The 21,422-nt window shown below is 60.3% G+C and carries 24 protein-coding genes; 7 read left to right on the top strand and 17 right to left on the bottom strand.

Translation table 11 applies throughout. The annotated features are described in order from the left end of the window. Positions 1–4 precede the first annotated feature (4 nt). The gene (gene traC / locus CO676_RS18025; RefSeq protein ID WP_097522120.1) at positions 5–298 is read right to left on the bottom strand and encodes a conjugal transfer protein TraC; all 294 of its coding nucleotides are present in this window, start codon (positions 296–298) and stop codon (positions 5–7) included. Between the two features lie 253 nt (positions 299–551). Between traC and traA the strand changes: the two genes are divergently transcribed. Genes traA through CO676_RS18005 form a run of 4 tightly spaced genes read left to right on the top strand, consistent with a single transcriptional unit; the run spans position 552 to position 6,216 of the window. Continuing rightward, complete coding sequence (gene traA / locus CO676_RS18020) at positions 552–3,875, top strand: Ti-type conjugative transfer relaxase TraA (protein ID WP_097522119.1); 3,324 nt, start codon at positions 552–554, stop codon at positions 3,873–3,875. Further along, entirely contained in the window at positions 3,872–4,438 is a 567-nt protein-coding gene (traF, locus tag CO676_RS18015) for a conjugative transfer signal peptidase TraF (protein ID WP_097522118.1), read from the top strand. Before traA ends, traF begins: the two co-directional genes overlap by 4 nt. Further along, on the top strand, positions 4,428–5,591 hold the full coding sequence (locus CO676_RS18010) for a conjugal transfer protein TraB (protein WP_097522117.1): 1,164 nt from the start codon (positions 4,428–4,430) through the stop codon (positions 5,589–5,591). The genes traF and CO676_RS18010 overlap by 11 nt, the downstream gene beginning before the upstream one ends. A 16-nt stretch (positions 5,592–5,607) precedes the next feature. Next, positions 5,608–6,216: a TraH family protein gene (locus tag CO676_RS18005; protein ID WP_097522116.1), complete on the top strand. Its 609-nt coding sequence runs from the start codon at positions 5,608–5,610 to the stop codon at positions 6,214–6,216. A gap of 6 nt (positions 6,217–6,222) precedes the next feature. Here the strand turns inward: CO676_RS18005 and CO676_RS18000 are convergent, their stop codons facing one another. Next, complete coding sequence (locus CO676_RS18000) at positions 6,223–6,597, bottom strand: DUF5615 family PIN-like protein (protein WP_097522115.1); 375 nt, start codon at positions 6,595–6,597, stop codon at positions 6,223–6,225. Further along, positions 6,594–7,223 (bottom strand): DUF433 domain-containing protein, encoded by a 630-nt coding sequence (locus CO676_RS17995; protein ID WP_097522114.1) that lies wholly within the window; start codon positions 7,221–7,223, stop codon positions 6,594–6,596. The genes CO676_RS18000 and CO676_RS17995 overlap by 4 nt, the downstream gene beginning before the upstream one ends. A 249-nt stretch (positions 7,224–7,472) precedes the next feature. Between CO676_RS17995 and CO676_RS17990 the strand changes: the two genes are divergently transcribed. Together CO676_RS17990 and CO676_RS17985 are read left to right on the top strand one after the other, a co-directional pair. Further along, positions 7,473–8,189 carry a DUF6088 family protein gene (locus CO676_RS17990; RefSeq protein ID WP_097522113.1) on the top strand — a complete coding sequence of 239 codons (717 nt, stop codon included), beginning with the start codon at positions 7,473–7,475 and terminating at the stop codon, positions 8,187–8,189. Beyond that, positions 8,170–9,279: a nucleotidyl transferase AbiEii/AbiGii toxin family protein gene (locus tag CO676_RS17985; RefSeq protein ID WP_097522112.1), complete on the top strand. Its 1,110-nt coding sequence runs from the start codon at positions 8,170–8,172 to the stop codon at positions 9,277–9,279. Before CO676_RS17990 ends, CO676_RS17985 begins: the two co-directional genes overlap by 20 nt. 30 nt (positions 9,280–9,309) lie before the next feature. Here the strand turns inward: CO676_RS17985 and CO676_RS17980 are convergent, their stop codons facing one another. Beyond that, positions 9,310–9,528: a helix-turn-helix transcriptional regulator gene (locus CO676_RS17980; RefSeq protein ID WP_097522111.1), complete on the bottom strand. Its 219-nt coding sequence runs from the start codon at positions 9,526–9,528 to the stop codon at positions 9,310–9,312. 204 nt (positions 9,529–9,732) lie between these two features. On the opposite strand from CO676_RS17980, the gene CO676_RS17975 reads away from it, so the two are divergent. Continuing rightward, positions 9,733–10,050: a transcriptional repressor TraM gene (locus CO676_RS17975; RefSeq protein WP_097522167.1), complete on the top strand. Its 318-nt coding sequence runs from the start codon at positions 9,733–9,735 to the stop codon at positions 10,048–10,050. A 3-nt stretch (positions 10,051–10,053) separates the two neighbouring features. Here the strand turns inward: CO676_RS17975 and CO676_RS17970 are convergent, their stop codons facing one another. The 13 genes from CO676_RS17970 to CO676_RS17910 all read right to left on the bottom strand — a co-directional run bounded on the left by CO676_RS17970 (position 10,054) and on the right by CO676_RS17910 (position 21,227). Beyond that, a complete protein-coding gene (locus CO676_RS17970; RefSeq protein ID WP_179875533.1) occupies positions 10,054–10,758 on the bottom strand; it encodes an autoinducer binding domain-containing protein in 705 nt (234 codons plus the stop codon). 313 nt (positions 10,759–11,071) lie between these two features. After that, positions 11,072–12,370 carry an IncP-type conjugal transfer protein TrbI gene (trbI, locus tag CO676_RS17965; protein WP_097522109.1) on the bottom strand — a complete coding sequence of 433 codons (1,299 nt, stop codon included), beginning with the start codon at positions 12,368–12,370 and terminating at the stop codon, positions 11,072–11,074. 12 nt (positions 12,371–12,382) lie between these two features. Further along, positions 12,383–12,820, bottom strand: a complete 438-nt coding sequence (gene trbH, locus CO676_RS17960) for a conjugal transfer protein TrbH (protein WP_097522108.1) — start codon at positions 12,818–12,820, stop codon at positions 12,383–12,385. Between the two features lie 3 nt (positions 12,821–12,823). Next, positions 12,824–13,636 (bottom strand): P-type conjugative transfer protein TrbG, encoded by an 813-nt coding sequence (trbG, locus tag CO676_RS17955; RefSeq protein WP_097522107.1) that lies wholly within the window; start codon positions 13,634–13,636, stop codon positions 12,824–12,826. 17 nt (positions 13,637–13,653) lie between these two features. Further along, positions 13,654–14,316 (bottom strand): conjugal transfer protein TrbF, encoded by a 663-nt coding sequence (locus CO676_RS17950; RefSeq protein WP_097522106.1) that lies wholly within the window; start codon positions 14,314–14,316, stop codon positions 13,654–13,656. A 23-nt stretch (positions 14,317–14,339) separates the two neighbouring features. Next, positions 14,340–15,515, bottom strand: a complete 1,176-nt coding sequence (gene trbL / locus CO676_RS17945) for a P-type conjugative transfer protein TrbL (RefSeq protein WP_097522105.1) — start codon at positions 15,513–15,515, stop codon at positions 14,340–14,342. Then, positions 15,509–15,709 carry an entry exclusion protein TrbK gene (trbK, locus tag CO676_RS17940; RefSeq protein WP_097522104.1) on the bottom strand — a complete coding sequence of 67 codons (201 nt, stop codon included), beginning with the start codon at positions 15,707–15,709 and terminating at the stop codon, positions 15,509–15,511. Before trbK ends, trbL begins: the two co-directional genes overlap by 7 nt. Further along, positions 15,706–16,452 (bottom strand): P-type conjugative transfer protein TrbJ, encoded by a 747-nt coding sequence (gene trbJ / locus CO676_RS17935; protein ID WP_245424352.1) that lies wholly within the window; start codon positions 16,450–16,452, stop codon positions 15,706–15,708. The genes trbK and trbJ overlap by 4 nt, the downstream gene beginning before the upstream one ends. 28 nt (positions 16,453–16,480) lie before the next feature. Further along, positions 16,481–18,934, bottom strand: coding sequence for a conjugal transfer protein TrbE (locus CO676_RS17930; RefSeq protein ID WP_097522102.1), 2,454 nt, complete (start codon positions 18,932–18,934; stop codon positions 16,481–16,483). A 10-nt stretch (positions 18,935–18,944) separates the two neighbouring features. Next, positions 18,945–19,244, bottom strand: a complete 300-nt coding sequence (locus CO676_RS17925; RefSeq protein ID WP_097522101.1) for a conjugal transfer protein TrbD — start codon at positions 19,242–19,244, stop codon at positions 18,945–18,947. Next, entirely contained in the window at positions 19,237–19,626 is a 390-nt protein-coding gene (locus CO676_RS17920) for a TrbC/VirB2 family protein (RefSeq protein ID WP_097522100.1), read from the bottom strand. Before CO676_RS17920 ends, CO676_RS17925 begins: the two co-directional genes overlap by 8 nt. Then, positions 19,616–20,593, bottom strand: a complete 978-nt coding sequence (gene trbB / locus CO676_RS17915) for a P-type conjugative transfer ATPase TrbB (protein WP_097522099.1) — start codon at positions 20,591–20,593, stop codon at positions 19,616–19,618. Before trbB ends, CO676_RS17920 begins: the two co-directional genes overlap by 11 nt. A 10-nt stretch (positions 20,594–20,603) precedes the next feature. After that, on the bottom strand, positions 20,604–21,227 hold the full coding sequence (locus CO676_RS17910) for an acyl-homoserine-lactone synthase (protein ID WP_097522098.1): 624 nt from the start codon (positions 21,225–21,227) through the stop codon (positions 20,604–20,606). Positions 21,228–21,422 lie beyond the last annotated feature (195 nt).

Raw genomic sequence — 21,422 nt, 5'->3', positions numbered from 1 at the left:
TCGCTCAAGCCTCGTCACGGCTGCCCTGAGCCGCGCCAGATGGGACCGAGGCCGACGTCGATCCGATGCCGTCGCCGGCACCCTTCTTTCCTCCGGTCGTATTTCCCTGATCCCCGCGAAAGCGTTTCGCCAGGCTCTCGAAGGCGGCCTGAAGCTCGGCTTCCTCGATCTTGATGTCTCCAAGGCCAGCCTTGAGGGCAATCCGGCCGATGCGCTCGGCGTCGCGGGTTTCCGCCGCCTTGAGCTGTTCCTGCAGCTTGGCGATTTCGTTGCGGATTTTCGAGGTTGGTTTTTTCATTCCGTCCGGCTCCTTGGCTGAGAAAGCTTGTCTTTCGAAGCCAGTTTTTCCGAACAGAGTGCGGCACGCACTACTGTGAATCCTACAATCGCCAACGGCGATGCTTTGGTGAATGATCCCGGCCGTTCCGAAGGAGCGGCTTCCAAGGGCGCAATTATACGTCGCTGACGCGACGCTCTGCTTTTGACCCCGGCTGGGCTGCCGCTCCCGACGAACCTGTTGAATCTGTTCGCGATCGGGAGCTCAGACCGCCGTGGCCGTTCCTCATTTCTCCGTCAGTGTCGTCGCCCGCGGCTCCGGCCGCAGCGCTGTGCTGTCGGCGGCCTATCGCCACTGCGCCAAGATGGAATACGAGCGGGAAGCGCGGACGATCGACTACACCCGCAAGCGGGGCCTCCTGCATGAAGAGTTCGTCATCCCGGCAGACGCGCCTGAGTGGTTGCGGGCGATGATTGCCGATCGCTCGGTCTCCGGTGCTTCCGAAACCTTCTGGAACAAGGTCGAGGATTTCGAGAAGCGCTCCGATGCGCAACTCGCCAAAGACGTGACGATCGCGTTGCCGATCGAATTGACGGCCGAGCAGAATATCGCACTCGTCCGGGATTTCGTCGCACGGCACATCACCGCCAAGGGCATGGTGGCCGATTGGGTCTATCACGATGCGCCGGGTAATCCGCACGTGCATCTGATGACGACACTGAGGCCGCTCACCGAGGACGGGTTCGGCGCCAAGAAGGTCGCGGTTCTTGGACCGGACGGCAATCCTATCCGCAACGACGCCGGCAAGATCGTCTACGAGCTTTGGGCGGGGAGCCTCGAGGACTTCAACGCCTTTCGCGACGGCTGGTTTGCCTGCCAGAACCGGCACCTGGCAATGGCCGGACTCGACATTCGCATCGATGGCCGATCCTTCGAAAAGCAAGGCATCGAAGTGGAGCCGACCATCCATATTGGTGTCGGTGCAACGGCCATCGACCGCAAGGCGGAGCATGCGGAAAAACAGTCATCGGCAGGGTCACCAAAGCTCGAACGGATCGAGCTGCAGGAGGCACGGCGAAGCGAGAACGCACGTCGGATTGAGCGCCGTCCGGAGATCGTCCTCGACCTGATCACCCGCGAGAAGAGCGTCTTCGATGAGCGCGATGTGGCAAAGGTCCTGCATCGCTATATCGATGACGCCGCCCTGTTCCAGAGCCTGATGGTCCGCGTTCTGCAGAGCCCCGAAGCGCTCCGTCTCGAGCGCGAGCGGATCTCGTTTGCGACCGGCACACGGGTGCCTGCCAAGTACACGACGCGCGAGCTGATCCGGCTGGAAGCCGAGATGGCCAACCGCGCGATCTGGCTTTCGGGGCGATCTTCGCATGGCGTTCGGGAAGCCGTGCTCGAGGCGACGTTCGCGCGCCACTCGCGCTTGTCGGAGGAGCAGAAGACCGCGATCGAGCACGTTGCTGGACCCGAGCGGATCGCAGCCGTCATCGGCCGCGCCGGCGCTGGCAAGACGACGATGATGAAAGCCGCGCGCGAGGCGTGGGAAGCGGCCGGCTATCGCGTTGTCGGTGGTGCTCTGGCCGGCAAGGCCGCAGAAGGTCTGGAGAAGGAAGCAGGGATCGCCTCGCGCACGCTTTCGTCATGGGAACTTCGGTGGCACGAAGGCCGAAACCAGCTCGACGCGAAGACTGTCTTCGTTCTCGACGAGGCCGGCATGGTGTCGTCACGGCAGATGGCGCACCTGGTCGAGACGGTGACCAAGGCCGGCGCCAAGCTCGTCCTGGTCGGAGATCCGGAACAGCTCCAGCCGATCGAAGCCGGCGCCGCGTTCCGCGCAATTGCCGATCGCATCGGCTATGCCGAGCTCGAAACCATCTATCGCCAGCGCGAGCAATGGATGCGCGGTGCTTCGCTCGATCTCGCTCGCGGCAACGTCGGCAAGGCGGTCGATGCCTATACCGCTCAGGGTCGAATGATCGGTTTGCGTCTGAAGGACGAGGCTGTCGATACCCTCATCGCCGATTGGAGCCGTGATTACGATCCGACCAAGACGACATTGATCCTCGCCCATCTCCGGCGCGACGTGCGAATGCTCAACGACATGGCACGCGCCGAGCTGGTCGAGCGTGGCATCCTTGGCGAAGGTTTTGCTTTCCGGACAGAAGACGGACATCGCACTTTTGCGCCCGGCGATCAGATCGTTTTCCTGAAGAACGAAGGCTCGCTTGGCGTGAAGAACGGCATGCTCGGCAAGGTCGTCGAAGCCGCGCAAAACCGCATCGTTGCGGAGATCGGCGAAGGCGCGCACCGCCGGCAGGTCGCCGTCGAGCAACGGTTCTACAACAACGTTGACCATGGCTATGCCACCACGATCCATAAGAGCCAGGGCGCCACCGTCGATAGGGTGAAGGTGCTCGCGTCCCTCTCCCTCGATCGACATCTGACTTATGTGGCGATGACCCGTCATCGCGAGGATCTCCGCGTCTATTACGGCACCCGATCCTTCGCTTTCGCTGGCGGCCTGATCAAGATCCTGTCGCGAACGAACGCCAAGGAAACCACGCTCGATTACGAGAAGGCGACCTTCTATCGCCAAGCGTTGCGCTTCGCGGAAGCCCGCGGCGTGCATATCGTCAACGTCGCCCGAACAGTTGCCCGCGACCGGCTCGAATGGACGATCCGCCAGAAACAGAAATTGGCCGATCTTGCCCACCGGCTCCTCGCCATTGGCGCCAAGCTCGGCCTCAGTGCCGGCACCAAACCGACCCATTCCCAAAGCAGCAAGGAGGCCAGCCCGATGGTTGCCGGCATCGCGACATTCCCGAGAACTGTCGAGCAAGCAGTTGCCGATAAGATCGAAGCGGACCCCGGTTTGAAGAAGCAATGGGAGGACGTGTCGTCCCGCTTCCATCTCGTCTACGCGCACCCGGAAGCGGCATTCAAGACGGTCAATGTCGACGCAATGCTGAAGGATGAGACGGTCGCCAAATCGACGCTTGCGAAGCTCACCAGCCAGCCGGAAAGTTTTGGTCAGCTCAAGGGGAAATCCGGCGTCTTCGCAAGTCGCGCCGACAAGCGGGATCGCGAGCGGGCGGAACGCAACGTTCCCGCTCTTGCTCAAAGTCTCGGCGACTACATGCGCCAGCGCAGCCAGGCCGAACAGCGCTATCAGGCGGAGGAAGTGGCGGTCCGCCGCAAGATGTCGATCGACATTCCGGCTCTGTCTCCGAATGCGCGCCAGACGCTCGAGCGCCTGCGCGACGCCATCGACCGCAATGACCTTCCCTCAGCACTCGAATTCGCGCTTGCCGACAAAATGGTGAAGGCGGAACTGGAGGGCTTTGCCAAAGCTGTCGCCGAGCGTTTCGGCGAACGGACCTTCCTGCCCTTGGCCGCCAGGGACACGAACGGAGAGACCTTCAAGACGATCACCGCCGGCATGAGCCCAGGTCAGAAAGCGGAGGTGCAGTCAGCCTGGAGCCTGATGGGCGCAGTGCAGAAGCTCGGTGCCCATGAGCGAACGACCGAGGCCCTGAAACAAGCCGAGACGCTGCGGCAGACGAAGAGCCAGGGCCTGTCGCTGAAATGACTATTCCTCTCATTGGAACGGCGCTGAGGAGGCGACGCAAGAAAGCGCTTCTGCTCGGCTTCGCCACCATCACAATGGCGTTGCTGGGAGCGATCTCGGTCGCCTGGTTCGGCGGCTACCGGGTCAATCTCACGCCGAGCGAACCTCTCGGTCTCTGGCGTATCGTCAAGCTCGACAGACCGGTCGCCGCTGGCGACCTGATCTTCATTTGCCCGCCGCAAACGGCAGCCATGTGGGAGGCACGTATGCGCGGTTACCTGCGCTCCGGCCTGTGCCCGGCCGGCGTTGCGCCGCTCATCAAGTCGGTCGTGGCCGTTGCAGGGCAGCGCGTCGACGTTGGTACTAGCGTCTCCGTGAACGGCCGTCTGGTTCCCTCCTCCACCCTAGCGCAGCGAGACGCGTGGGGTCGGCAAATGACCCCGTTCTCGGGCGGGATCGTGCCGGCCGATTACGTGTTCCTGCACTCGGCTTTCGCCGGCTCCTACGACTCCCGCTATTTCGGTCCGATTCCGGCTGCGGGCATTCTCGGCCTGGCGCAAGAGGTGCTGACCTATGCGCCATGATCGCCTCCAGCCGGTACTGCTGTTTACCGCTGCGATTGCCGCCGGAGCCATCGGGTGGAGTGGCTACGTCCTGCTTCTTCCGGTGGCGCTCGTCTTCCCGGTCGTCTGGTCGCGTGCGCGAGGAAGATCCGTGGCGGCGCTTGTTTCGGCCGGATATTTCCTGGCGGCATCCCGTGGTCTGCCGCAGGGTGTCGCCGCCTTTTATTCATCGAACCTCTGGCCCGGTCTGTTGCTATGGCTTTGCGCGTCGGTGAGTTTTGTTGCCGTTCACACCGTGCTCTGGACCAAGCGCCCTGACCGTCGACCGGTTCGCTATCTCTTGGCGGCTGCGCTTATGGCTGTACCGCCAATGGGCATTACGGGCTGGGCACATCCTGTCACGGCGGCCGGCGTTCTGTTTCCCGGATGGGGATGGCAGGGACTGATGGCGATCACAGCCGGCCTCATGGGCCTCGTTACTCGCATGTGGCCGGCTGTTGCGATCGCCTTTACAGGCTTCTGGCTTTGGTCCGCCGCAAACTGGACCGATCCGACACTACCGGAGGGCTGGCAGGGGGTCGACCTGCAAATGGGGTCATCGCTCGGCCGCGACACCAGCATTCAACGGCACCGTGATCTGATTGCCACGGTGAGGGATCGTGCGCCAGGCGGGATCCGAAGTGTAGTCCTGCCCGAGAGCGCCTTAGGGTTTTGGACGCCGACGATCGAACGGCTCTGGGCGAGATCTCTGAAGGGGACAGATGTTTCCGTGATCGCTGGCGCGGCCAGGGTCGATACAGGCGGATATGACAATGTTCTCGTCGCTCTCTCCGCCGACGGCGGCAAGGTTCTTTATCGCGAGCGAATGCCGGTGCCGGGCTCGATGTGGCAGCCGTGGCGGTCGTGGCTCGGCGAGAGCGGCGGTGCGCGTGCGCACTTCTTCGCCAACCCTATTGTGATCGTAGGCCATAGCCGGGTCGTCCCGCTCATTTGCTACGAGCAACTCGTCGTCTGGCCCGTTCTGCAATCGATGCTCTACGATCCGGACCTGATCCTTGCTGTCGGAAACGGATGGTGGACCAAAGGGACATCCATCGTCGCGATCCAGCGAGCCAGCGCGATCGCCTGGGCAAAGCTGTTCGCGAAACCGCTTGTCCTTTCCTTCAACACCTGAAACCCGAGGAGACGTCGTGCTGGACGCTGCCCTGATCAAAGAATGCGCCGATCCGTCCTTGAAGCCCGCGATCGTCGAGCAGTTTGTCGCGGCTGCCGGTTCGACGGACCCGCTCGCCGTGACCGTCAAGTCGGGCGGCCGGTTGGTCCTGGTGCCGAAGGCACGGTCGGCCGACGAAGCGATGACGATCGTCCGTCAATATGCAGGACAGGCGGTGGTTCGCGTTGGCCTGACGCAATTTCCGGCTGGCGTCGACGTGAAGAACGCCGCGGACCTAAAGCCCGACCTGGTTGATGCCTGCGAAAACCTTCGCAAGGGAACTTCGATGTTTGCCAAAATTCTGCGGATCGTCGCCAAGTGGTATGGCAATCCCAAGGCCGAAGACGTCTTCCCGCAGATATTCGAGGATGCGGTCCATGCTTGGAAAACCGGCGAATTCGAGGGTGTCAGTGTGTTTCAGGCTCAGGATCCAGGAGATTCAGTTGAGTTGCCGCAGCCAGATGAAGTGCACTCGACGGATGGCGAGGAAGCAGCAGTGGCGACGCCTGAGAAACAGGCGGAGGCGAATGAGGATGTAGAGCGGGCGGGAATTCGGATCGATCTCTCCCGCATCGGCGGGAATTGAGAACCGTCATTCCGGAAGCGCATAGCGCGTCAGGACGGCCTCGCCGTCTTCGATAGCAATCTCGACCACCTCGTTCACCATGTCCTGGGCATCGCCGAGTTCCTGCAGGACGGCTAGAAACAACTCCCGCTGCAGTGCCGGCAGGACCTGCGGAACGATGATGACCAGGCCGGCGTGCAGCTCCTGTTTTGCGTAGAGTTTTCTGAAGTCGCGCGCGTTGTTCGTCACGAAGGTGAAATCGTCCGCGACGATGCGCGGCATCAGATCCCAGTCGGTCTCACCGCTCAGGCCAAGCCAATTGACATGAAAACAGTCGTGGCCATGGTTTTGAGCCACGGCCACGAGCGATGTGTGCAGGCATTCATCGATGAGGAACTTCACGAAGCGGTGCCCGAGGCCTTTCGGGAACCAGCCTTGGAGAGAGGCAGACGCTTCTCCGACTTCACCTTTAGTCCCTGTTCCGAAAGTTTTTTAGGACGACCGCGGGCTGGGTGAGCTGCCGTCCAGATTTCGGCGAGTTCCACCATGCGCGCCGTGACGGATGGATAGCCGTCAACGATTTCCGCACTGCTGGCGCCTTGCTGTTTCATCGCGGCAATCATGCGCACCGGAACCCGGGTTCCCTTGAAAACCGGCTCTCCGCCCACGGTGCCCTTCATAGACTCGATCTTTTGCTCGGCTTCTCGAAGCGCCTCGGCCCGCGCGGCGAGTTGCTCCCTCGCCCGCGCCACATCGACGATCAGATAATCGTCTGCCCTCACCGTATCCGCATCGGGATTTTCGTCGATGGTGTCGAACAAGCGCTTGCGACGTTCGGCGGAGAGGATCGATCCCACGCCATACCAGAGCTTCAGGCGCAGTAGATCCTCGTCTGTAAGTTCTCGGCCCTCACGTCCGAAATGGGCCTCGATGATCCGCTTATCGATTGCATTGTGCACCGACTTTACAGCAACCTCACTGAGAGCTGCGGCTTCGGCGGGTGTGTAGGCGCGGGAAGCAGTGGCCATAATCATTCTCCTTGTGGAGAATATATAATACAGATGACTTCAGACGTAAAGGCTGACCGCGGTTTCAACCCGTCTATCGCGAGCTGGCCGCCGTTGCATGTTAGCCATCTGAGACAAATCTTCATCCGATCCCGGTGTGGCGGGCGCCATTCTGACCATTTTTTCCGTATAATTTTTGGTCAGTAATCGCTACGCGCTTGCGTCTGACCAAAATTTGTATATATTTTTTAGTCAGAGGACGTTGTCGACATGCCTGACCCGAGATCCGATACACTGGAGCGCATTCACGCCCGAATCTCCCAAGCCGCACCCGCCGGGGTCTGGTCGCGTGCCGATTTTCTCGATATCGGAACGCCCAACGCCGTCGAAAAGGCCCTCCAGCGGCTTGCCAACCGCGGCGAAATTCGTCGCCCGTACCGTGGCCTATACGACAAGCCAACCACGAGCGGCTTGACGGGAAAGATGGTCTTTCCGCCACGCGCCTCATTCATCGATGCCATTGCCCGGCGCGACAAGCTGCGGGTCCTGGTCGACGGAATGACCGCCGCCAACGATCTGGGCTTGACCACAGCCGTCCCCGCGCGTTCGACAATCCATGCTGACACCTACCCGCGGACGATCGAAATCGAAGCCAACGCAGGTGATCCGAAGGCAACGAAACCGGTTATTTACATATTGGATTTCAAGCGCATTTCCGCGAAGACGGCCTTCTGGGCGGGACGTCCGGCAATGCGCGTGATTCAGGCGCTCAATTGGTTCCGGGACGAGCGGCCCAACCTGGATACCGTTGTCGAGGGTATCGTGCGTCATCTGGCGCAGAACCCGCACAGGGAAGCGATCATCGAGGATCTGCGCGAAAACATCCATGCCATTCCCGCCTGGATGTATTCGGCCGTGAGCAACATCATCCGCGCCTCCCTCGTCTCATCCCCGAAAGCACTGGAACATGAAACAGGCGTTCATTGAAATTCTCAGATCCTCCGTGGATGAGCGCAGGGCTCTTTTCTCAGCCGGGGCTTCCAACATGGAAACCCGGGCTGAGAACATCGAAAAGGACCTCTATGTCGGTTGGGTGCTCGACTTCCTGTTCAATCGGCGCCCGACCGACCCTGTTCGCCTATATTTCAAGGGCGGCACCAGTCTCAGCAAAGCCTATGGCCTGATCCGCCGTTTCTCAGAAGATATCGACATCGGCATTTACAAGGCCGACCTGCATGCACCGCTGGAGGCCGACATTGCCGCTCTTCCCTCCGTCAACCAGCAACAGAAAGCTCTTGCCGAGCAGGTCGACGAGGCCGCCCGCCAATACATTGCAGGTCCACTTCGTGACTCGTTGAGCATGGAACTTGCCGACGTTGAGAAAGAGACCGGACAGCGCGGGCATTTCACGCTGGACTTCGGTTACGACGCCTATCGGAAGAAGGAAGCGCTCGACATTCTGGTCCTCCGATACCAAAGCGTGTTCGACATGAGCGGCGGCTATGTCGAGGCAGCCGTGCGCATTGAAGGCGGAGCGCGGCCGGATCCCATTCCGGTCGAACGGCGGGAAATAACGCCCTACATAGCCTCGGAAATGAAAGCGGGCTTCGATCTGTCTGTTCCCAATGTGATGACCGTCAAGCCCGAGCGCACGTTTTGGGAGAAGGTCCTCATCCTGCACGCGATGACGGAGATGACCGAGAAGCGCAGCCTCGAAGATGACCCTGAGCGGAAAGTGCCCGACCTCAATCGGTATTCCCGGCACTATTACGATGTTCACCAGATTTGGACGGACGCGGACTATGGAAAAGCCACTGCGTCCATGCTCGATCTCGCCGAAGCCTGCCGTCAGCACAAGGAACTTATGTTCCGCGCGCCGGACCATCGCTATGATCGAGCGGTACCCGGCACGTTCCGGCTCCTGCCAACTTCCGATATGATGAAGAAGCTCGCAGCCGACTACGCGCGAATGTCGGCCATGATTTTTGGCGACCCACCCGCATTCGATGCGGTCATGACAAGCATCGGCGAGCTGGAACAGTTTCTGAATGTGGATATGGCCTCGCGCCGCGACTGATACCCAGCCGATTGCCGTGAAAACAAGGCTCTAACTGTCTTGCCTCGACTTGAGGAGTTCCTCGTGGCTTACGCCGAGCGCCTGGGCAAGCTCATAGAGGGTGATAATCGTCGGATTGCGCCGCCCGCGCTCCAAGCCGCTGATATATTGCTGACTGAACCCTGAACGAGCTTCGACGTCCTCCTGGGTCAAGCCCTGCTCCCGACGCAGGCGGGCGAAATTTCTCCCCACGAGTTTGCGCATATCCATGCGCGGAAGATCGCGGTTTACACATTTTAAGTTTATCAACTAAAGTATGTAAAGCAGACCGTGAGCGCCTTCCCTTTCTCAGGCAGAGCACGATGTCTATGGCCATGGTCGTGGGCAACAGACGCCGTGCAGTTGCGGTCTAAAAGGTGTATGCCGAGCTCAGGCGTCCGTTCTGACGGTGAAGGAATGAAAGAGAAGAAGCGGATGAACGACGAAAGCTCATCTGAGGCGGTGGGAAGCGAAAAGCAGTCTCGCTACGATTCCATGCAAAAGTCGGAGCTGGAGGCGTTGGCAGTTTCCGCGATCGCTGAACACCGCCGGCTTCTGGAAGCGGATCAAACCGTTTACGAGGAGTGGCTGCGCGCTAGTGAAGATCCGTCGATCTCCGGCTCGGTTCTGCAGACGCTCCAGAATGAGTATCTCAAACGGCAAAAAAGGTCCGAGGCCCAGCAAGAGGAGCTCTCGGACATGCTCGACGCACTCGGTTTCGTGCCCGATGTGCGTTTCGACGACGGTAATTAGAACTCAGACCAGGCCGCGGTCCTTGGCAATGGCAACGAGTTGCGGCACCGATTCCGCACCAAGCTTTGCACGCGCTTTATCCAGATAGTGCTGCACGGTTCTGGCATTGATCCCGGTGAGCATCGCCGTTTCCGGCGCTGTCTTTCCCCTCGTGGCCCATACCAGGCAAAGCATTTCCCGCGGTGACAACATTTGCTTGGGATTGACTGCGGTTTTCGCCGCAATCATCTTCAACCGGTAATGGACCGTCATCACCATTTGGATCGCTTTTTTCGGATCGAGCGCTCCCGAGATGTCAATGTTGCGTTCCGGCGATGCGAAGGTCAACATCATCGCGGACCCGTAACTCCCCTCGACGGGCATCGTGACGCCGCAGCGAATGCCGTGATCGATCGCCTCGTCGCGAAAGCGCCGAAGAGGCGAAGATCCCCGGGCAGGCCAGTCGTCTGCCGTCCAGAAAAAAACGTCCCCCCTGCGCTTTGCCTCCGTCACAACGGGATCGATACTGGAATAATCGCTCCCGAGATAAATGCCTTCCCAAGATCCGGGGTAGGAATTGAAGGTTTTTACCTGGAAGGCTTCTTTCTGCAGGTAGGCAAACCGGTCATACCCACAGGCATGTGCGAAGTTTCTAAGAGCACTCTTGATCATCTGCTCATCTTGCGCTGCTTCCAGCATATCGATGAGCGAGCGAACTTCTCGATGCACGGCCTCTCTCCTGTCTTCTTGACCCGGGGGCGCCCCTTGGTGGAACGATCTTGCCATGCGGAACCGGCATCCCGCGCCACGGCTGGGTCATGACTACGATTTCTTATAGAATCCGCGGCCCGGCGCTCTGCCCATGCGAAGCAGACCCTCAAACCGCGGTATGTTAGCACTACCGGCAGGACACGATCTTTCAAGCTGAGCTGGCCTAAAACATGATAGAGGATGTAAAGTTTTTACACTTCAGTGGTTGCAATGCCACACCGCCCGTCAACCGGTGGCAGGCGCGATAATCGACGGTTTGGTCCCTATGTCGTCAATTTCCCCGATAGGCGGACGGAAAGATAATGTCCTGATCGACGAGCACATTGAATTTGTAACCTGGTCGAATGCGAATCGTCGGCTGAACGTTCAGGTTCTTCGAGATTGTCTGTTCCGCGACGCGACCAAAACTCTCGGCGAAATTGCGTCTGGCGGCGTCGGACGCCGTCTCCTGTGTCGCGAGGGTCGAGCTCTGCGGCAGGGACATGTCGATCCCGGTTCCGATCAAGGCGATCAGCGCCGCCGATCCGAAGGTCCGCCAGAGATGACGGTCGACCTTGTCAGCGAAGCCGCCATAACCTTCGGCGTCCGTGCCGGCCATGCCGCCGATCTGCAGGGTTGACCCGTTTGGAAAAATGAGATCGGTCCAGACGACCAGCACCCGCTCCTGACCGAAGGATACCTTCGAGTCATATCGGCCGAACAGCTTCGTGCCTTGCGGGATGAGCAGTCGATAGCCCGTCGCGCTGTCATAGACGTTCTGGCTGACCTGCGCCGTGATGCGTCCAGGCAGGTCGGAGTTGAGGCCGGTGATCAATGTCGCCGGGATGACCGAGCCGCGCTTCAGTTCATAGGGCGACATCTGCGGCACGACCTGGTTCGGCAGGTAGCCGAGATCCTTGATATCCTGGTTAAAGAAGTCCTCCTTCGAGGTCTGGCCGTTCTGATCGACATTCTGTCCCATGAGCCCGGATTTCATCGCTGCTGCGTAGAGGTCCGATGTGTTGTTTGCTGTCGCTGTCGCATTCTGTCGGCTGGGATCCGTCGCCTTCGCCGTCGTCTCGACATCCGAGACGTCAACCTTCAGCGGTGAATCGAGCGCTGTCGCACGGGCCTGAAGGCGCGCCATTCTCTGGCGCTGGGCCTCGCGGATATACTGCTCGTCCTGCTCGCGCTTCAGCCGGGCCTTCCACTCCTCTTCGGACTCGAGCCGGGGCCGTCGTACCTCCCGTTCCGCGGCGCGGCGCTCGATAACCGGCTCCTGTTTCTCGACCTTCTGCTCGGTGACCGGCGTCGGCTGGAAGGTCTGGCGTTCGACCGGCTCGCCGATAATTCCATCCGTCACGCCGCGTTTGAGTTGGTCGCCAAAACTGGTGGCGGGCGTGTTCGACACGCTTTCGATATCATTGCTGCGGTTGAAGTAGAGCCCGCGCCACGACAAGCCGATCACGACGATGCCGATGAAGAGGACGATGACAATGATGGCGAGGATGATCGGCAGACGATTGAGGCGACGCATGCCCTTCTGATCGTCGGCCTGGCTCGAAGCGCCGAGCTGCAGCGACTGGACCATGTATCTCCTCCATCACTTCCGTTGCATGATCGAAAGCGGACTTGCCGGTACAGCACCTGCGGGCGTCGCCGTGTAGGCCCGACCAAGAGCAATCGACGGCGTCGAAAGTCGTGCGAGTACTTGACCGTCGACGCCATCGATCCAGTAGGCAAGTTCGACCGGCTTGAGGTCTTTTCCGACTTTCCCGTCGGTGATGACCGCGTAGCCCCATCCCTTCAACGCGGCCTCGAGCGCGGTCGCGAATTCCGAATTGTCCTTCTCCATCTTGATGGTTGTTGTGCCCGCGGAACCAATCTGTTCGGCGAGCCGGCTTGCCATATCGCCGGCAATGGCACTCGCAGCAGATCCGGTGACCGCGACCGGAGTAGAGCTGGTGTTCAATTCGTCGTCAGCCGTTTGGCAACCGGAAAGAACTGCCGTAGCAAGTATGAAGGCGAGAAGCTTCCGCATCGTTCAACCTCCCCTCCGGATGGTGACCTTCTGCTGTCGCCAGCCAACACCGGAAACGAGGATCGCCTTGTCCACTGCGTAGTCGACAATCATCATGTCGTTCTTCATGCGATAGTTGACGATGCGATTTTGACCGCCGGAGACGACGAAGAGCATGGGTGCATCTTGGCCTGCGACCGACCTGGAAAACTGGATGTAGGTTTTCGTACCGTCGGAATAGACCCGCTTTGGCTTCCACGGTGCACTGCCACTGATTGAATACGAGAAGTTTAGCTTGTCGGGCGCAGCACCCGGAATGCCGCCAGTCTCAAGGCGGGCATTGATGTCGGCGAGCCTCGTCGACGCGTCCTCTGGATACTCGAAACCGACACGCGCCATATACTGGCTCGGATGGGACTTGAGCTGGATGTGATAGGTGCGCCGCGACGTCGTCACTACCATCGAAGTGACGAGACCTGACTCCGATGGCTTCACGATCAGGTGGATTGCCTGGCCGCCGGTCGCGCCTGATGTCGCCGGTTCGACCTTCCAGCGAACGGTGTCGCCGACCAGGACGTCGCGAACGATCTCCCCACCTTGCAGTTCAATGTCGCAGACCTGAAGCGGTGAGCAGACGACGGAGGGCTGGGTTTGGCCAAACAGGAAGATCACCTTTCCGTCGGGGCCTGTGGTCACAAGGCCCGGCCTGCCGCGCCACTTACTTGACAGCTTGGTGCCCCTTACCTCGTTTGTCGTCATGCTTTGCGCGTGAGCGCCCGTCGCAAAGACGAGTCCGGCCATGCAGCCGGCGGCTGCGATCAATCCTGTTCTGTGCATTGAAAACTCCCCTGGCCTTAAAGCTGTGCTGTCCAGTCGAAATCCCGGACGTAGAGACCGATCGGGTTGAGGCGTATCGTCGCCTCGTCCTGCGGTGCGGTCAGTGCGACGGTCGCAATCCCCCGGAACCGCCGAGTGCCGGTTTCCTTGCCCTTGCGGTCCCGTTCGTATTCGGTCCAGTCGATCTGATAGGTCTGGTTCGAAAGTGCGACGATGTTGTTGACCTCGATGGCGACCGTTGCGGTTTTCGCTTTCTCAAACGGCGAATTGGTCCGGAACCAGGTATTGATCTTCTCTGTCGAGGGATCGGAGGTGCGAAGAAGTGCATAGGTTCGATCGATATATTGCTTTTGGACCACCGCATCGGGCGTGATCGAACGGAAGCTCGTCACAAAATTTCCGAGCGTGGAGCGCACCACCCGCACGTCTGCATATTCGATCTGTTCGGGGAAGCCGGCGGTTACTGCGGTTCCAAGCTTGTCGACCTCAACGATGTAAGGCACGAGCTTGACCTGCGTGCTGAGGTACATCGAATAACCGAAGCCGATCACAGCCATAGTCAGGCCCAGTATGCCCACCATCCGCCATGCAGCGGCCGCCTGCACATAGGATCCGTATCGTTCCGTCCATTCTTGCCGCGCGGCAAGATACGGGTTCTCGGGGGCGCGGTTCGCTGCCATCGTCCATCACTTTCTGATTGCTGTTAGTCGTTGCGTTCGGGAGGTGGCGTGTGTCGGCTGTGACCGCCCCGGCTCTCATCGAGCTTGGCGTTGGCGAGGCCGAGGATCGATCCGGCATAGGCGCCGGGAGAGCCGATCATCTTCTCCTTCGCGGCGGATCCAGTGGCACTGCTGGCGGATCCGATGCCTGCGCCAAAACCACGAAGTGCCGCACCGGCGAGTGAGGAACCTGCCGCTCGGGCGGACTGACCTGCTGTAAAACCGGCTCGAGCGGCACCACTCGCGAGAAACCCGGCGCCCGCGGCGAAGGATGCCGCCTGACCGCCGTGACGGATCGCTTCCATCCCTCCGGAAAATGAGGCGCCCTGGACCACACCTTGGATGATGTTCGGCACGTACATGGCGATGATGAACACCACCACGGAGATACCCGCGATCGCCAGCGTTGTGACAAATTGATCGGAGGACGCGGTCGGAGCATTCGCCAGGCCCAACAGGACCTGCGATCCAATCTTTGCGATCATCACCAGCGCCATCAGCTTCATGCCTACGCCAAAGGCGTAGACGAGATAGCGAACGGCGAAATCTTTCGTGAAAGAGGAGCCGCCCAGCCCAAGCATGATCATGCCGGCGAGCAGGCCGACATACATTTCCACCATGACCGATACGAAAATCGCAGCAACCAGCGAAAAGCAGATGACAACGACGCCCATCGCCAGCACCGCGGCGATCGCCAGAGCATTGTCCTCGAAGACGCCGAATTGTGCTTGCTGCGACATTTGCGAGGCGACCCGAATGCCGGCGTCGAAGATTTCGGCGGGCGACGCCGATCCGCCGCCAGCGCCGATCTGAAACAGGCTGTCAACTACGGCTCGCGCGAAGGTCGGACCCTGTGTCAGAACGAAGGCAAAAAACCCGATGAACATGATCCGCCGGACCAGCTCGGCAAACCAGCTGTTTAGGGATGCGGCTTGGAGCGCAAGCCAGACGGCCGCGATGCCGATTTCGATGGTCGCGAGAATCCAAAACAACGATTTCGCCGCGTCCATTATGGTGGTCTCCCACCCCTTGGCGGCGGACGAGACCTGATTTTCGAGTTCCGTGAGAACCTGCCCCTCCTGAGCGAAGGCGGGTGCGGCATAGGCGAGGCAAAGAAGCCCAGCAATTTGGGTTGCCCGTTTAACAGATGCCTTCACCATCTCGGGCGCATCTCCTGGCCGTCCTTAATCGGCGGCAGCTCGTTGCCGGAGCCCAAGAACTTTTCCCGGGCAGCCCGCTGCTCTTCGGTGAGCGCCGGTTTGCCCGTGGTTCTGGCATTGACGATCAGTACTGTGGCGGCAGACGATGCAGCGGCGACAGCGAGAAGCACGGCAATGAGGATGGCGCGGTTCACCAGCGAGGCTCCATTTTCTGACCTTCCGGGATGCTCTTGACCTCGGCGTTAAAGAACTTTTCCCGCCGCGCCTGCGCCAGGTCCTTGTCGGTCTGTTCCGTCTGAAGCCAGGTTCCCATCATGGTCATTTGTTGCGAGACGAGACCGCGAAGTTTCTGCATCTGCGCAACCTGCTGAGTGGCGATCTGGTGTCCGACCTGCAGGGCCTTCATCTGGCCGTCCGCGGTTTCCGACATGCTTCGGAGAGACGACATGGTGGATTCTTCACTGTCGAACTGATCCGCAGTCAGATTGGCCGCCTTCAACGTGCTGGCGATGGTGTCGCGGTTCGTGTCGGACCAGGACTGATAGGTGGTTGAGAATGTCTGATTGCTCGGAAGGTTGGCCCTGAGATCGGAATAGCTCTGGAAGCGCTGCTGAAGCACATCGTCGGCATTGCCCATCGAGAAAGCGATGCTCTGACCCTGGTCGACGATGCTGCGGAGCTGATTGAGATCGCTCTTGACCTGTCCCCACATGTGCGACGGGAGGGTCGCGGTGTTCTGGAGCAGGTTCTGGTAGATGTTCAGCTGGGTCTCAATCTGTTGGGCGAGCTGGCTGATCTGGGTGAGCTGGTTCTGGATCTGCTCTCCAGACTGGCCGACGAGGGACACCAATTCGCCATTGTTGAGCACCTGCGTCCACTCGGTTGCCGCGCCAGTCGCGGTGCCGGCGTGTGCAGGCAGGATGGCGGCCATTGTCATGGCGGCGGCCGTGAGGCGGGCGAGCCAACTAAACTCTGAGCAGCGTTGCAGCATCGTGAACTCCTCTCGTTTGAAGCCAGTGGATCGGCCAGGCGTGGCCGTGTTCGGATTTGAGCGCGCGGATGCGCTTCAGATCTTCCTTGCCGGACGCTCCGGCGAAGCTCAGCGCAATGGGGCCAAGCGACATGTCGAAGAGGCGGCGACCTTCCGGGGTGGCAATGTAGTATTCGCGCTTAGGGGTCGCGGTTGAGACGATCTCGATTTGGCGTTCGTTGAAACCAATCCGCTCGTAGAATTCCCGTGTCCCCGGCTCTCGAGCCGCGCCGTTCGGGAGGCAAATCTTGGTCGGGCAGGACTCCTTCAAGACATCGATGATACCGGACCGCTCGGCATCCGAAATCGACTGGGTGGCAAGCACGACAGCGCAATTCGCCTTGCGCAGTACCTTCAGCCACTCCCGGATCTTGCTGCGAAAGATTGGATGGCCGAGCATCAGCCAGGCCTCATCGAGCAAGATCAGGCTCGGAGATCCATCGAGGCGCTTTTCGATGCGCCGAAACAGATAGGTCAGCACCGGGACAAGGTTCCGTTCGCCCATGTTCATGAGATGCTCAATTTCGAAGGTCTGGAAAGCGCCGAGGGTGAGACCATCCTCCTCGGCGTCGAGAAGCTGACCCATTGGGCCGTCGACTGTATAATGATGCAGTGCGTCCTTGATCTCGCGCATCTGCACGCCGCTCACGAAATCGGAAAGCGATCGGCCTGGCGCGTTGGCCATCAGGCCAACCTGCCGTGAGATTGCGTTGCGGTGATCGGGGGTGACGCTGACGCCCTGCAGCGCGACCAGCATCTCAATCCACTCCGTCGCCCAGGCCCGGTCTGCCTCGGTGGCGAGTTCCGCGAGCGGGCAGAACGCGAGTGCTGGTCCAGCTTCCTGCACATCGCCGCCGATCTCGTAATGATCGCCGCCGGCAGCCAGCGTCAGCGGTAGGAGCGAGCTTCCTTTGTCGAAGGCGAAAATCTGGGCTTGGTTATAGCGTCGGAACTGTGCCGCGATCAGTGCGAGAAGTGTCGATTTGCCTGAGCCGGTTGGCCCGAATATCAGTGTGTGGCCGACGTCGTCGACGTGCAAATTCAGCCGGAACGGCGTCGAGCCGCTCGCGACCTGCATCAGCGGTGGGGAATTGGGAGGATAGAAAGGGCAAGGTGCGCTCGGGTTCCCTGACCAGACCGAATTGAGCGGTATAAGGTCCGCGAGGTTGCTGGTGTTGATCAGCGGTTCGCGGATATTGCAGTACCAGTTGCCCGGTAGGCTACCGAGATAAGCGTCGGTTGCGTTGAGCGTCTCGATCCTCGCCCCAAATCCCTCAGCCTGGATCAGCCGGCGGATCGCCTCGGCCTTTTCCTGCAATGCTTCCCGGTCACTGTCGAAGAGAATGATTACGGGCGTGTAGTAGCCGTAGGCGACAAGTTGCGACGATGCTTGCGCAATCGCATCCTCCGTCTCCGCCACCATCGTCATCGCGTCCTGATCGACCGACCGGCTTTGCGTCTGGAAAAGCTGGTCGAAGAACGGACGAACTTTCTGCTGCCACTTCTTGCGCGTCCGTTCCAGCTTTTGACGCGCCTCTTCAGCATCGAGGAAGATGAAGCGCGACGACCAGCGATAGGTGAGCGGCATCAGATCGAGGCTGTTGAGGATTCCCGGCCAGCTCTCCGCCGGCAGCCCATCGATCGCCACAACAGCGAGGAACCGGTTCTCGACCTTCGGCGTCAGCCCGTGTTCGAGTTCAGCGGTCGCAATCCAGTCGAGATACATGGGCGCGTCCGGCAGTCGGATCGGATGGTTTTCGCCGGTGATGCAAAACCGGACAAACTGAAGAAGTTCGTCATAGCGGGCGACGCGCTCCCCTCCCCTCTCAGCGACCTCGCGTGTCTCCATCCGCCGGATCGAAAGCGTGTTTGCGAAATATTGCTCGATCTCGCGGATTGCGTTCTTGAAGATGAAGAGCACCGTGTCGGCATAGGTCCTCTTACGGCTCTCCTCGTCCGAGTAGATGTATCTGCTGAGCGCCGTCTTTTTGGATTCGATCGGCCGGTAGGTGAGGATCAGCGCGTGCTTGCTCTCGAAGTGTCCCCGCTCGCGCGCGAAATGTGCCCGGCGCTCCGCGTCGATCGCGCGCGTGGCAGCATCCGGGAAATGACAGCGGTCTTCCGAGGGATAGTCGAACGTCGGAATACGAACAGCCTCTACCTGGATCATCCAACCGCTCCCGAGCCGCGACAGGATGGAGTTGATCTGGCGTGACAGTTCGTTGCGCTCGAGATCGGTGGCGCTTTCGGAATCCGGCCCTGCAAAATACCAGCCGGCCATCAGGCTGCCGTCCTTGAGCAGGAGTACGCCGTTGTCGACCAGGCCGGCATAGGGAACGAGATCCGCGAAGGAGGGCCCGGTGGCCCGGAAGCGCTTGAGAGCGACCATGTCAGCCTCCTCAATAGCGCCGCCACGGAGACGTGGTCGCTTTGTAGTAATGCCTGTAGGAGATGTGCCTGATATAGACCTGCCGCATGAGCGGGTCCGACTTCGCCATCATCCGAAGCAGCCCGACAATGACGATCCAGACGGCGACGCCGAACAGCGCCGAATAGAGGGTCAGCACCACGAAAATCAGGATGATGGCAGCGAGACCCGTAAGCAGCACCAGCTCCCGGTCGGCGCCCATCAGGAGGTTGGGACGGGAGAGCGCACGGTGGATGCGGTTGCGCTGGAGGGCGGACCGGGACTCAGCCATCAGCCCCCTCCCCTTCTGCATTTTGCTGCCCACTCGATGTGAACTGCTCGACTGGGAGGCCGATCGAGGCGCCCGTCGCGCCGAACAGGCCGACGATGTTAGTAGCGCCTAGCAGGATACCGGCGACGAGGACGATATACATGAGCCGCCGCGCGAAATCGTTGAGCTCGCCGCCGAAGATCAACATGCCGCCTGCGATTGCGACCGCCGCCAGGGCGATGGCGCCAGCAACCGGACCGGTAATCGACTCCTGGATTTGCTGTAGTGGCCCCTCCCACGGGAGACCACCACCGCCGGAACTGCCCAGCGCCGGCGCCACAGAGGCAAAAAAGCTGGGCGCTGCGATGAGCACGACGGCGATGAGTGCATACTTACGCGACATTGCGCGTCTCCTGTTCTTCGGTGAGCTGGTCGGATTCGATCTCGTACTGGCCGTTGACGAAGCGCTCGACCTGGATGACGTCGCGAACGCGTCGACCCCGTGGAGTCCGCTCGATGGAGACAATGAGATCGACGGCTTCTCCGATAACCTCGTGCATCGGCTGCTGGCTGGCTTCGGCGGTGAGTTGCTCAAGACGGCGCAGCGCCGACATCGCGGTGTTCGAGTGAATGGTTGCCACGCCACCGGGGTGGCCGGTGTTCCAAGCCTTAAGTAGCGTCAGAGCCGCCCCGTCGCGAACCTCCCCCACGACGATCCTGTCGGGACGCAGACGCATGGTGCTCTTCAGCAGCCGCGCCATATCGACTGTATCGCTCGTATGCAGAAGAACGGCGTTCTCGGCCGCGCATTGGATTTCGGCGGTATCCTCAAGAATGACGAGGCGATCTTCCGGGGCGCTCTTCACGATCTCGTTGATCACGGCATTCGCGAGAGTGGTCTTGCCGGAACCCGTGCCCCCGGAGATGATGATATTGAGCCGTGAGGAAATTGCGCTCCGGATCGTCGAAGATTGATACTCTGTCATCACGCCGGAGCGCACATAATCGTCGAGCGGGATCAGACGCGAAGCGCGACGGCGAATCGTGAACGCAGGCTTGGCGACCACCGGGGGCAACAGACCCTCGAACCGGTGGCCGCCAATCGGAAGCTCGCCGGAGATGATAGGCTGTTCCGTGTCGACTTCGGACTGAAGCGCATGCGCAACGGTACCGATCACCATTTCGGCCGCCGAGGCGGACATCTCGCCGGCGGGAGCGACACCATGCCCGAGCCGCTCGATGAAGAGCTTCCCGTCCGGATTGAGCATGATCTCGACAACGGTCGCGTCGTCCAGCGCCACGCAGAGCTGATCGCCGAGCGCCTCCTGAAGTTTGCGGACAAGCCGGGGGTGTGAGCGAAGCTGGTTCACGGATTTCTCCTTACGCTGCCTTGCTGATTGGGTCGAAATCAGATCGGTAGTTGGAAGGGCGAAGCTTCTGGAAAGTGCCGGCATCGGCGGACAGGATCCCCGCCACGGCCATAGTCACGCCGATCTTCTTGGGTTCGGCCAGCCGCTGAAGCGGCCAGCCCACACGCGCGAGGATCCGCTCGAAGCGGAGGTCAGTGACCGTCACGATTTCGGCGAAGCTGTTCGACATGCACCATTCGATGATACCCGCGAACATGGTCAGAGTAGCCTCATGAACCGAGCCGGCTCCCCTGCCCTCCCCCAGACTAGTATCGACGCAGAAGCGGGAGCTTTCGATCATCGCGGAGTGCGCGTTGAGCTGTCCATTCGGAAGAAGGGAGTGAAAGACGTCCGTAACCATGGTCGGGCCAAGCGCCGGCAGCAGCCTCGCGCACCCTGCCACTTCGCCGCTGTTGGAAATTGCGAGGATGTAGGTTGGCGTCAGGGTGTCAAAGGTGTCTGACTCCCGACCGTCAATAACGTGAACCTCCCAGCCTAATCGGTCGGAAAAGATCCGGGCGCGCAGCTGGTGATGATTGTGGAGAAGCCGGGCCTCTTCGACATTCCGGGGCTTCGAGATCGCGAGAATCTGCATGAATTTCTCCGTCGTTGTTGGTCGGCGGCGAAATCAGCACGGATCGGAATCGGTGGGCAGTTGTAGAATCCTACAAAGCCAAGCCGGGTGAGTCGCGCCTTGTGTGTGGAGACGGTTTGCGTGTCCGTCCCCATTTGTAGGATTCACAGGAGAACAATTGTGGATCAAGTTGGTGGAGGCGTTAGGCTAAACCTC

Origin of the sequence: Sinorhizobium sp. BJ1, from assembly GCF_002531555.1 — a bacterium.
Taxonomy (GTDB): domain Bacteria; phylum Pseudomonadota; class Alphaproteobacteria; order Rhizobiales; family Rhizobiaceae; genus Sinorhizobium; species Sinorhizobium fredii_B.
The sequence above is the reverse complement of the archived record's forward strand: the minus strand, read 5'-3'. Positions and strand labels throughout refer to the sequence as shown.

Bases quoted from the DNA above. Each gene is read 5' to 3' on its own strand.
- traC (WP_097522120.1), bottom strand. From the start codon at position 298: ATGAAAAAACCAACCTCGAAAATCCGCAACGAAATCGCCAAGCTGCAG.
- traF (WP_097522118.1), top strand. From the start codon at position 3,872: ATGACTATTCCTCTCATTGGAACGGCGCTGAGGAGGCGACGCAAGAAA.
- CO676_RS18010 (WP_097522117.1), top strand. From the start codon at position 4,428: ATGCGCCATGATCGCCTCCAGCCGGTACTGCTGTTTACCGCTGCGATT.
- CO676_RS17995 (WP_097522114.1), bottom strand. From the start codon at position 7,223: ATGGCCACTGCTTCCCGCGCCTACACACCCGCCGAAGCCGCAGCTCTC.
- CO676_RS17990 (WP_097522113.1), top strand. From the start codon at position 7,473: ATGCCTGACCCGAGATCCGATACACTGGAGCGCATTCACGCCCGAATC.
- CO676_RS17985 (WP_097522112.1), top strand. From the start codon at position 8,170: ATGAAACAGGCGTTCATTGAAATTCTCAGATCCTCCGTGGATGAGCGC.
- CO676_RS17980 (WP_097522111.1), bottom strand. From the start codon at position 9,528: ATGGATATGCGCAAACTCGTGGGGAGAAATTTCGCCCGCCTGCGTCGG.
- CO676_RS17975 (WP_097522167.1), top strand. From the start codon at position 9,733: ATGAACGACGAAAGCTCATCTGAGGCGGTGGGAAGCGAAAAGCAGTCT.
- trbI (WP_097522109.1), bottom strand. From the start codon at position 12,370: ATGGTCCAGTCGCTGCAGCTCGGCGCTTCGAGCCAGGCCGACGATCAG.
- trbH (WP_097522108.1), bottom strand. From the start codon at position 12,820: ATGCGGAAGCTTCTCGCCTTCATACTTGCTACGGCAGTTCTTTCCGGT.
- trbG (WP_097522107.1), bottom strand. From the start codon at position 13,636: ATGCACAGAACAGGATTGATCGCAGCCGCCGGCTGCATGGCCGGACTC.
- CO676_RS17950 (WP_097522106.1), bottom strand. From the start codon at position 14,316: ATGGCAGCGAACCGCGCCCCCGAGAACCCGTATCTTGCCGCGCGGCAA.
- trbL (WP_097522105.1), bottom strand. From the start codon at position 15,515: ATGGTGAAGGCATCTGTTAAACGGGCAACCCAAATTGCTGGGCTTCTT.
- trbJ (WP_245424352.1), bottom strand. From the start codon at position 16,452: ATGACAATGGCCGCCATCCTGCCTGCACACGCCGGCACCGCGACTGGC.
- CO676_RS17930 (WP_097522102.1), bottom strand. From the start codon at position 18,934: ATGGTCGCTCTCAAGCGCTTCCGGGCCACCGGGCCCTCCTTCGCGGAT.
- CO676_RS17925 (WP_097522101.1), bottom strand. From the start codon at position 19,244: ATGGCTGAGTCCCGGTCCGCCCTCCAGCGCAACCGCATCCACCGTGCG.
- CO676_RS17920 (WP_097522100.1), bottom strand. From the start codon at position 19,626: ATGTCGCGTAAGTATGCACTCATCGCCGTCGTGCTCATCGCAGCGCCC.
- CO676_RS17910 (WP_097522098.1), bottom strand. From the start codon at position 21,227: ATGCAGATTCTCGCGATCTCGAAGCCCCGGAATGTCGAAGAGGCCCGG.